At 42.2% G+C, this 9,684-nt stretch carries 10 protein-coding genes, 1 pseudogene and 1 riboswitch; of the genes and pseudogenes, 10 read left to right on the top strand and 1 reads right to left on the bottom strand.

The window, feature by feature from the left end; all coding sequences use genetic code 11:
- From ACLNCN_RS01350 to thiE, 6 genes and pseudogenes are all read left to right on the top strand, one after another.
- Positions 1 to 305: pseudogene (locus tag ACLNCN_RS01350) on the top strand (ABC transporter ATP-binding protein); the annotation flags it as partial.
- 1 nt (position 306) lies between these two features.
- The gene (locus ACLNCN_RS01345) at positions 307 to 957 is read left to right on the top strand and encodes an energy-coupling factor transporter transmembrane component T (protein WP_125417012.1); all 651 of its coding nucleotides are present in this window, start codon (positions 307 to 309) and stop codon (positions 955 to 957) included.
- Between the two features lie 10 nt (positions 958 to 967).
- Positions 968 to 1,660 (top strand): thiaminase II, encoded by a 693-nt coding sequence (tenA, locus tag ACLNCN_RS01340; RefSeq protein ID WP_424844473.1) that lies wholly within the window; start codon positions 968 to 970, stop codon positions 1,658 to 1,660.
- A 3-nt stretch (positions 1,661 to 1,663) separates the two neighbouring features.
- Positions 1,664 to 2,188: an energy coupling factor transporter S component ThiW gene (gene thiW, locus ACLNCN_RS01335; protein ID WP_060627903.1), complete on the top strand. Its 525-nt coding sequence runs from the start codon at positions 1,664 to 1,666 to the stop codon at positions 2,186 to 2,188.
- Positions 2,188 to 2,991, top strand: coding sequence for a hydroxyethylthiazole kinase (locus ACLNCN_RS01330; protein ID WP_424844472.1), 804 nt, complete (start codon positions 2,188 to 2,190; stop codon positions 2,989 to 2,991). The genes thiW and ACLNCN_RS01330 overlap by 1 nt, the downstream gene beginning before the upstream one ends.
- Positions 2,984 to 3,616 carry a thiamine phosphate synthase gene (gene thiE / locus ACLNCN_RS01325; RefSeq protein WP_424844471.1) on the top strand — a complete coding sequence of 211 codons (633 nt, stop codon included), beginning with the start codon at positions 2,984 to 2,986 and terminating at the stop codon, positions 3,614 to 3,616. The genes ACLNCN_RS01330 and thiE overlap by 8 nt, the downstream gene beginning before the upstream one ends.
- A 160-nt stretch (positions 3,617 to 3,776) precedes the next feature.
- Here the strand turns inward: thiE and thiD are convergent, their stop codons facing one another.
- Positions 3,777 to 4,568 carry a bifunctional hydroxymethylpyrimidine kinase/phosphomethylpyrimidine kinase gene (thiD, locus tag ACLNCN_RS01320; protein WP_424844470.1) on the bottom strand — a complete coding sequence of 264 codons (792 nt, stop codon included), beginning with the start codon at positions 4,566 to 4,568 and terminating at the stop codon, positions 3,777 to 3,779.
- A gap of 83 nt (positions 4,569 to 4,651) precedes the next feature.
- A riboswitch (TPP riboswitch) is annotated at positions 4,652 to 4,749 on the bottom strand.
- Between the two features lie 183 nt (positions 4,750 to 4,932).
- Between thiD and ACLNCN_RS01315 the strand changes: the two genes are divergently transcribed.
- The 4 genes from ACLNCN_RS01315 to spxB all read left to right on the top strand — a co-directional run.
- On the top strand, positions 4,933 to 5,328 hold the full coding sequence (locus tag ACLNCN_RS01315) for a CopY/TcrY family copper transport repressor (protein ID WP_049516546.1): 396 nt from the start codon (positions 4,933 to 4,935) through the stop codon (positions 5,326 to 5,328).
- Positions 5,329 to 5,338: 10 nt separating this feature from the next.
- Positions 5,339 to 5,710 carry a cupredoxin domain-containing protein gene (locus ACLNCN_RS01310; RefSeq protein ID WP_049516547.1) on the top strand — a complete coding sequence of 124 codons (372 nt, stop codon included), beginning with the start codon at positions 5,339 to 5,341 and terminating at the stop codon, positions 5,708 to 5,710.
- Between the two features lie 9 nt (positions 5,711 to 5,719).
- The gene (locus ACLNCN_RS01305) at positions 5,720 to 7,963 is read left to right on the top strand and encodes a heavy metal translocating P-type ATPase (RefSeq protein WP_424844469.1); all 2,244 of its coding nucleotides are present in this window, start codon (positions 5,720 to 5,722) and stop codon (positions 7,961 to 7,963) included.
- Positions 7,964 to 8,176: 213 nt separating this feature from the next.
- Positions 8,177 to 9,684: pyruvate oxidase (spxB, locus tag ACLNCN_RS01300; protein WP_424844468.1), on the top strand; the 1,508-nt coding region annotated here is incomplete at its 3' end.

Genomic DNA, 9,684 nt, shown 5'->3' with positions numbered 1-9,684 from the left:
GTGGTGGCCAGCAAAAGATTCTTCAGCTCTTGACCATCTTGACTAGCAAGGCTTCTGTGATCTTGCTAGATGAACCTTTTGCAGGCTTGGATGATAGAGCTTGCCATTATTTTTGCCAGTGGATTGTGGAGGAGAGAAATCAAGGAAGAAGTTTTCTGGTCATTAGCCATCGTTTAGATCCCTTGATCTCTGTGGTTGATTATTGGATTGAGATGACTAGTCAGGGACTCAGTCATGTGAAAGAAGTGACTATCACCCAACCACTCACATCTCAGAGTAGCAATGCTCAAAGGGAGGTGAGATAGTATGGTCAAAGTAGCAACCCAGACACCGATTATCAGTCTCTTCTTGCTGATTTTATCCTTGGAAACATCTTTTATTCCTTCGATTGCTCTTAATCTCTCGGTAGTTGCATTTTGTATTCTCTTTATGCTCTATTACCGTCGATTTAAGATGTTGGCTTGGATGATTCTACTTGCCATTTTGCCATCTTTGGCCAACTATTGGGCAGTTCAGTTACATGGAGATGCTTCGCAGGCAGTTATGCTTGGAACGAGGGCCTTTGTGACAGTTTGTATCGGACTTGTCTTTGTTTCCTCTATTTCCCTAAAAGAGCTTCTCTTGTACTTGGCTCAAAAGGGGTTATCACGGTCTTGGGCTTATGCCTTAATTGTGGTATTCAATTCCTTTCCCCTTATTCAGCAAGAAATCAAGTCCCTCAAAGAAGCTTGCCTATTACGTGGTCAAGAACTGCATGTTTGGTCTCCTTTGATTTACAGCAAGGTTCTGATGACAGTCTTTAGGTGGCGCCTTCTTTACCTGAGAGCTATGTCGGCGCATGGATATGACGAACATGCACAGGTGGAGAATAGCTATCGAATCTTTTATATTTCTAAAAAAACAAAATTAATCTACCTGCTTTTCTTTTTATTGCTTCAAACCAGTTTATTTTTATAAAGGAGTTATTATGGAATTTACAGATATTGCGATGGAATTATCCAAGGAAGCTTGGCAGGCCTCCTTTCATCATCCCTTTATTTTACAATTACAAGAGGGAAATTTAGACCCGTCCATTTTCCGCTATTACCTGATTCAGGATGCCTACTATCTGAAGGCTTTCTCAGAAATCTATCACCTTTTGGCTGATAAGACTTCAAACCAAGAGATGAAAAGACTCTTGAAACAAAATGCTCAGAGTCTAGTGGAGGGTGAGTTGTTTATCCGCCAACAATTTTTCAAGGAATTGGAAATCAGCGATCAGGAAATGGAGCAACATCCAATCGCTCCAACCTGCTATCATTATATCTCTCACATTTATCGTCAATTTGAAGAGCCAAACTTGGGCATTGCTTTTGCGAGCTTGCTGCCTTGTCCTTGGCTATATCATGATATAGGCAAATCACTTAATCTTAAACCATCACCAAATCCTCTCTACCAACAATGGATTGAAACTTATATTACGGATGAGTTGGAGCAGCAGATTCGAGAGGAAGAAGCTTTGGTAAATCAGCTCTATCGAGAAAGTGACGAGACGGACAAACAAAAAATGCTAGAGGCCTTCCACAGAAGTGTCCACATGGAAGCCAAGTTTTGGGAGATGGCTTACCAACATCAAACATGGACGAGTGATTTGCAGTCCTTAGAAAAAGAGAAGAAATAGAAAATGAGAAACCACCAACTTCAAGTTCACAAATTAACCATTTTATCCATGATGATTGCCCTTGATGTAGTCCTTACGCCTATCTTTCGGATTGAGGGAATGGCACCGATGTCCAGTGTAGTCAATATTCTAGCAGGAATCATGATGGGACCTGTTTATGCCTTGGTTATGGCTACAGTGACAGCCTTTATCCGTATGACGACTCAAGGGATTCCACCTTTAGCTCTCACAGGAGCGACTTTTGGAGCCCTTCTAGCAGGTCTCTTTTATAAGTATGGTCGAAAATTTTACTTTTCTGCCTTGGGAGAAATTTTGGGAACAGGTATTATTGGTTCTATTGTTTCCTATCCTGTTATGGTACTCTTTACAGGATCAGCTGCTAAGCTTAGCTGGTTTATCTACACTCCTCGATTTTTCGGAGCAACCTTGATTGGTACAGCGATTTCCTTTATTGCCTTTCGATTTTTAATCAAGCAGGAATTCTTTAAAAAAGTGCAGGGATATTTCTTTGGTGAAAGGATAGACTGATGCAGGCATTTACAAATCCTTTTCCTATAGGCTCTAGTTCCCTCATTCACTGTATTACCAATGAGATTTCTTGTGAGATGTTAGCAAATGGGATTTTGGCTCTGGGATGCAAACCTGTCATGGCAGATGACCCTCGTGAGGTTCTTGATTTTACTAAGCAAAGCCAGGCACTCTTCATCAATTTGGGGCATTTGTCAGCTGAGAAGGAAAAAGCAATCCGTATGGCAGCTTCTTATGCAGCTCAAGCTGGTCTCCCAATGGTAGTAGATGCGGTTGGCGTATCAGCGTCACCCATTCGTAAGAGCTTAGTTAAAGACCTTTTAGACTATATACCTACGGTCCTTAAAGGAAACATGTCGGAAATTCGAAGTCTTGTTGGCTTAAAACACCACGGCGTTGGGGTCGATGCGAGTGCTAAAGATCAAGAAACTGAGGATTTACTTCAAGTCTTGAAAGACTGGTGTCAGCTTTATCCAGGTATGTCATTCTTAGTCACAGGCCCCAAGGACCTCAACGTTTCGAAGAATCAGGTCGCTGTACTGGGAAATGGCTGTGCAGAATTAGACTGGATAACAGGGACAGGAGACTTGGTTGGAGCCTTGACAGCCGTTTTTCTCAGCCAAGGAAAGACTAGCTTTGAAGCTTCTTGCCTAGCGGTTTCTTATCTCAATATCTCTGCTGAGAGAATAGTTGTTCAAGGAATGGGATTGGAAGATTTTCGTTACCAAGTACTCAATCAGCTTTCGCTCCTCAAAAGAGATGAAAACTGGCTAGATGCTATCAAAGGAGATGTTTATGAATAGAGAGGCGCTTAGACTGTATCTGGTAACCAATCGCTACCAAGATTCCTTGGAAAGCTTTCTTGAAAAGATTGAGAGGGCTTGCCGTTCAGGGGTTACCATAGTCCAATTACGAGAAAAAAATCTCACAACCAATCAATATTATCAACTGGCAAAAGAAGTCAAGGAAATAACAGATGCCTATCAGGTACCCCTGATAATCGATGATCGTTTGGATGTTTGTCTTGCAGTTGATGCTGCTGGTCTGCATATCGGAGACGATGAACTACCAGTTTCGGTTGCCCGCAAAGTCCTAGGTTCTGAAAAAATCCTCGGTGTCACAGCTAAAACTGTAAAAAGAGCCCTTGAGGCAGAAGAAGGAGGTGCCGATTACTTGGGAACAGGAGCCATTTTCCCAACAACCACCAAGGAAAATGCGCCTATCACCCTGATTTCAACTTTGAAAACAATTTGCCAAAGGGTCGCTATTCCAGTAGTTGCTATTGGCGGCTTGACATCAGAGAACATTGACCAACTTATGGGCACTGGCATAGCTGGTGTAGCTGTAGTGCGTGATTTGATGCAGACAGAAGATATAGAGACAAAAACGCAAGCCTTTTTGACAAAGTTGGATGACATTATTTTCTAATTAATACTCAATGAAAATCAAAGAGCAAACTAGGAAGCTAGTCGCAGGTTGCTCAAAGCACAGCTTTGAGGTTGCAGATAAAGCTGACGTCGTTTGAAGAGATTTTCGAAGAGTATAAAAACTCTCTAATTCCCTTAAAGTGGGAACTAGAGAGTTTTTCTTAATCTTTAAAGCTTGTATGGTTAACTGGGCCAGAACCATGACCGAGTTGAGGGGCGTCTTGGATGGCTTTCGTGATAAAGGCCTTGGCTTTATCGACTGCTTGATAGAGGGTTTTCCCCTTGGCTAGTTCAGCAGTAATCACTGCAGCAAAGGTACATCCAGTACCATGTGTATGACAGGTTTGAATTCGTGGACTTTCCCAGACAAATTGGTCCTCCTTGGTAAAGAGGAAATCCTTGGCACCGCCTTCGAGATGGCCTCCTTTGATGACAACAGACTGAGGACCAAATTCTTTTAAAATCAGGCGACCGGCACGCTGCATGTCTTCAGGATCATGGATTGAAAAACCAACAATCTCTTCTGCCTCAGGAAGATTGGGTGTAATAATAGTTGCAAGGGGAAGTAGATTTGTTTTTAGGTAAGTTCTGGCACTGGTATCAATCAGGGTATCACCGCTTGTTGCGACCATAACAGGGTCAAGGACGTAGGGACAATCCAGCTTTTTAAGATAGGGCTGGATGATCTCCATGATCTCAGTAGTTGCCAACATCCCTGTTTTTACAGCCTGAGGTGGAATATCAGAAAAGACACTCTCCAATTGGGCTTTCAACATTTGAGGAGAAACGTGCTCGATTAATTGAACGCCTCTGGTATTTTGAGCGACAAGACTGGTCACAACGGCCATTCCATAGACATCTCTAGCTTGGAACGACTTTAAATCAGCCATAATGCCAGCACCACCACTAGGGTCAGTCCCTGCAATGGTCAAAGCAACGGGTAAATAAGTCATCTAAAACCTCCCAACCAACTGAAGTTTGTATTCTTAAGAACAAGCTAGTCCGTTTCAGGAAGGCAATAGAAGACTGCTAGTCCCCATTATCATTTCCACTTCCATCAGCTAGCATTACCTAGATTGAGTCAAAGGGTCTAACAGTTGTTAATCTCAGCTTTACGCACCCCTAGTGGTTGTTTTCTTTTTTCTTTAGTATAGCATATTTTCATAGTTTATATAGTAAGATTTGACTGCAAATCCTTTATCATAGGGTTAAAATTCAATTTTTCAAAGAAAAGATTAATTTCATAGTTGACAAATGTAGATTTTAAGAGTATACTGATAATTGTAATTGACAAATGTAGATTTTGGAGGTGTGATTATGCAGATTTCAGATGCAGAATGGCAGGTCATGAAGATTATTTGGATGCAAGGAGAGCAGACCAGTATGGATTTGATCAGGGTTCTGGCGGAGAGATTTGACTGGTCCAAGTCGACCATTCAAACTCTTTTGGCTCGTTTGGTTGAGAAAGAGTGCCTGACTCGAAGAAAAGAAGGTAAGTCCTTTGTTTATTCAGCTCTTTTAACTCTAGACCAAAGTCGGGATTTGCTTGTCCAAGATATCAAGGACAAGGTTTGTTCCCGTAGGATTAAGAACTTGCTGGCTGATTTGATTGCTGAATGTGATTTTACTCAGGCTGACTTGGAAGAGTTGGAAGCTGTGATTTCTGAGAAGAAATCAAGCGCTGTAACAGAAGTAAAATGTAATTGTATGTAAAGGAGACGTCATGTTAAATAGCATTGTAACCATTATTTGTATTGCCCTTATCGCCTTTATCTTGTTTTGGTTTTTCAAAAAGCCTGAAAAATCTGGACAAAAGGCCCAGCAAAAAAACGGCTACCAAGAGATTCGAGTGGATGTCATGGGGGGCTATACGCCTGAGTTGATTATCCTCAAGAAATCAGTGCCAGCCCGCATTGTCTTTGACCGCAAGGACCCTTCACCCTGTCTGGACCAAATTGTTTTTCCAGACTTTGGTGTACATGCGGACCTGCCAATGGGTGAAGAGTATGTAGTGGAAATCACGCCTGAGCAGGCTGGAGAGTATGGTTTCTCTTGTGGCATGAATATGATGCACGGCAAGATGATTGTAGAATAGGAGAATGATATGACTGAAATTGTAAAAGCAAGTCTTGAAAATGGTGTTCAAAAAATCCGTATCACGGCAGACAAAGGCTACCATCCAGCTCATATACAGCTTCAAAAAGGGATTCCAGCTGAGATTACCTTTCATCGAGCAACTCCTTCAAACTGTTACAAGGAAATTCTGTTTGAAGAAGAAGGTATCTTGGAACCAATCGGCGTAGATGAGGAGAAAGTCATTCGTTTTACACCTCAAGAATTAGGTCAACATGAATTTTCTTGTGGTATGAAGATGCAAAAGGGAAGTTATACAGTTGTTGAGAAGACTCGAAAATCTCTATCACTTTTACAGCGTTTTTGGATTACTAGTATCTTTACTGTGCCTCTTGTGATCCTCATGATTGGGATGTCGACAGGAGGAATTAGTCACCAAGTCATGCGTTGGGGCACCTTTTTAGCCACAACACCGATTATGCTAGTAGCAGGTGGTCCTTATATCCAAAGTGCTTGGGCTAGTTTTAAAAAGCACAATGCCAACATGGATACCTTGGTTGCTCTGGGAACCCTAGTGGCCTATTTCTATAGCTTAGTTGCCCTCTTCGCTGGCCTCCCCGTTTACTTTGAAAGTGCTGCCTTTATCTTCTTCTTCGTTCTTATGGGAGCCGTTTTTGAGGAGAAAATGCGGAAAAATACTTCCCAAGCTGTGGAGAAATTACTTGACTTGCAGGCTAAAACTGCAGAAGTCTTGCGTGAGGATAACTATGTTCAAGTCCCTTTGGAGCAAGTCAAGGTAGGTGACCTGATTCGAGTGCGTCCCGGTGAAAAGATTGCGGTTGATGGTGTCGTAGTAGAAGGTATCTCTAGTATTGATGAGTCTATGGTGACAGGTGAGAGTCTGCCTGTGGACAAGACAGTTGGAGATACCGTCATTGGTTCAACCATCAATAATAGTGGAACACTTGTTTTTAGAGCAGAAAAAGTTGGTTCAGAGACTGTTTTGGCTCAGATTGTGGATTTTGTGAAGAAAGCTCAGACAAGTCGTGCGCCGATTCAGGATTTGACGGATAAGATTTCAGGGATTTTTGTCCCAGCAGTTGTCATTTTAGGGATTGTGACCTTTTGGGTTTGGTTCGTCTTGCTCAGGGATAGTGTGGTCGTGCTTGGAGCTAGCTTTGTGTCCTCTCTTCTCTACGGAGTGGCGGTTTTGATTATCGCCTGCCCTTGTGCATTGGGACTTGCAACACCGACAGCCCTTATGGTGGGGACAGGTCGCAGTGCCAAGATGGGAGTTCTCCTCAAAAATGGAACGGTTCTACAGGAAATCCAGAAAGTTCAAACTATCGTCTTTGATAAGACCGGAACTTTGACTGAAGGGAAACCTGTGGTCACAGATATCATCGGCGACGAAGTAGAAGTGCTTGGATTGGCAGCTTCCTTGGAAGAAGCTTCTCAACACCCACTGGCTGAAGCCGTTGTGAAACGAGCGAGTGAAGCTGGACTTGAGCTTCAAACTGTTGAAAATTTCCAAGCCTTGCACGGAAAAGGTGTCTCAGGGCAAATCAATGGAAAACAAGTTTTGCTTGGAAATGCTAAAATGCTGGATGGCATGGATATTTCTAGCATTTATCAAGAAAAACTAGAAGAACTAGAAAAAGAAGCTAAGACAGTTGTGTTCTTGGCTGTTGAGAATGAAATCAAAGGCTTGCTTGCCCTGCAAGATATTCCTAAGGAAAATGCTAAGCTTGCCATCAGTCAGTTGAAAAAACGAGGTCTTAAAACAGTCATGCTGACAGGAGACAATGCAGGTGTGGCGCGTGCTATTGCAGATCAAATCGGAATCGAAGAGGTCATTGCAGGTGTCTTGCCAGAAGAAAAAGCTCATGAAATCCATAAACTACAAGCGGCTGGCAAAGTAGCCTTTGTTGGGGACGGTATCAATGACGCTCCTGCCCTTAGTGTAGCAGATGTGGGGATTGCTATGGGAGCTGGAACAGATATTGCCATCGAGTCAGCAGATTTGGTGTTGACAACTAATAACCTCTTAGGAGTGGTTCGTGCCTTTGACATGAGTAAGAAAACCTTTAATCGAATTCTGCTCAATCTTTTCTGGGCCTTTATCTACAATGTCGCCGGAATTCCGATTGCAGCAGGAGTCTTTTCAGGTGTTGGACTGGCCCTCAATCCAGAACTGGCAGGTCTAGCCATGGCCTTTAGTTCTGTATCTGTTCTGACTAGTTCACTCTTACTAAACTTTAGTAAAATAGATTAAAAGCGGGCTTGCTCGCTTTTTTTATTATAAAACAGAAACTAAAAACGTTTTTAAACTGTACTGTAATAGAGAATAAAAACTTCTGAGCAGATTCTTAGTAAAGTCAAAATAAATGTGATAAATTAGTAGTGTAAAAATTTACTGAAACGTTTTCAAAAACTATATGAAACCTTTTTTAGTAGATTTAAAAATATTTGAAGGAGAGTTATCATTATGACTCAAGGGAAAATTACTGCATCTGCAGCAATGCTTAATGTATTGAAAACATGGGGCGTAGACACAATCTACGGTATCCCATCAGGAACACTCAGCTCATTGATGGATGCTTTGGCTGAAGACAAAGATATCCGCTTCTTGCAAGTTCGTCACGAAGAAACAGGTGCTCTTGCAGCGGTTATGCAAGCTAAATTCGGCGGCTCAATCGGGGTTGCAGTTGGTTCAGGTGGTCCAGGTGCGACTCACTTGATTAACGGTGTTTACGATGCAGCTATGGATAACACTCCATTCCTAGCAATCCTTGGATCACGTCCAGTTAACGAACTCAACATGGATGCTTTCCAAGAATTGAACCAAAACCCAATGTACAACGGTATCGCTGTATACAACAAACGTGTAGCTTACGCTGAGCAATTGCCAAAAGTAATCGACGAAGCTTGCCGTGCTGCAGTTTCTAAAAAAGGTCCAGCTGTTGTTGAAATCCCAGTAAACTTCGGTTTCCAAGAAATCGACGAAAATTCATACTACGGTTCAGGTTCATACGAACGTTCATTCATCGCTCCTGCTTTGAACGAAGTTGAAATCGACAAAGCTGTTGAAATCTTGAACAATGCTGAACGTCCAGTTATCTATGCTGGTTACGGTGGTGTTAAAGCTGGTGAAGTGATTACTGAATTGTCACGTAAAATCAAAGCACCAATCATCACAACTGGTAAAAACTTTGAAGCTTTCGAATGGAACTATGAAGGTTTGACAGGTTCTGCTTACCGTGTTGGTTGGAAACCAGCCAACGAAGTGGTCTTTGAAGCAGACACAGTTCTTTTCCTTGGTTCAAACTTCCCATTTGCTGAAGTTTACGAAGCATTCAAGAATACTGAAAAATTCATCCAAGTGGATATTGACCCTTACAAACTTGGTAAACGTCATGCCCTAGACGCTTCAATCCTTGGTGATGCAGGTCAAGCAGCGAAAGCAATCCTTGACAAAGTGAATCCAGTTGAATCTACTCCATGGTGGCGTGCAAACGTTAAGAACAACCAAAACTGGCGTGATTACATGAACAAACTCGAAGGTAAAACTGAGGGTGAATTGCAATTGTATCAAGTTTACAATGCAATCAACAAACATGCTGATCAAGACGCTATCTATTCAATCGACGTAGGTGACACTACTCAAACATCTACTCGTCACCTTCACATGACACCTAAGAACATGTGGCGTACATCTCCACTCTTTGCGACAATGGGTATTGCCCTTCCTGGTGGTATCGCTGCTAAGAAAGACAATCCAGATCGCCAAGTATGGAACATCATGGGTGACGGTGCATTCAACATGTGCTACCCAGACGTTATCACAAACGTTCAATACGACCTTCCAGTTATCAACGTTGTCTTCTCAAATGGTAAATATGCCTTCATCAAGGACAAATACGAAGACACAAACAAACACTTGTTTGGTTGTGACTTCCCTAATGCTGACTATGCGAAAATCGCTGAAGCTCAAGG

The sequence above is a fragment of the Streptococcus sp. CL8.13 genome, assembly GCF_049737895.1.
Note: the sequence above shows the minus strand (reverse complement) of the source record. Positions and strands in the feature narration are given on the sequence as shown.

Excerpts from the sequence above, each read along its gene's own strand:
- ACLNCN_RS01345 (WP_125417012.1), top strand. The coding sequence starts at position 307 with ATGGTCAAAGTAGCAACCCAGACACCGATTATCAGTCTCTTCTTGCTG.
- tenA (WP_424844473.1), top strand. The coding sequence starts at position 968 with ATGGAATTTACAGATATTGCGATGGAATTATCCAAGGAAGCTTGGCAG.
- thiW (WP_060627903.1), top strand. The coding sequence starts at position 1,664 with ATGAGAAACCACCAACTTCAAGTTCACAAATTAACCATTTTATCCATG.
- ACLNCN_RS01330 (WP_424844472.1), top strand. The coding sequence starts at position 2,188 with ATGCAGGCATTTACAAATCCTTTTCCTATAGGCTCTAGTTCCCTCATT.
- thiE (WP_424844471.1), top strand. The coding sequence starts at position 2,984 with ATGAATAGAGAGGCGCTTAGACTGTATCTGGTAACCAATCGCTACCAA.
- thiD (WP_424844470.1), bottom strand. The coding sequence starts at position 4,568 with ATGACTTATTTACCCGTTGCTTTGACCATTGCAGGGACTGACCCTAGT.
- ACLNCN_RS01315 (WP_049516546.1), top strand. The coding sequence starts at position 4,933 with ATGCAGATTTCAGATGCAGAATGGCAGGTCATGAAGATTATTTGGATG.
- ACLNCN_RS01310 (WP_049516547.1), top strand. The coding sequence starts at position 5,339 with ATGTTAAATAGCATTGTAACCATTATTTGTATTGCCCTTATCGCCTTT.
- ACLNCN_RS01305 (WP_424844469.1), top strand. The coding sequence starts at position 5,720 with ATGACTGAAATTGTAAAAGCAAGTCTTGAAAATGGTGTTCAAAAAATC.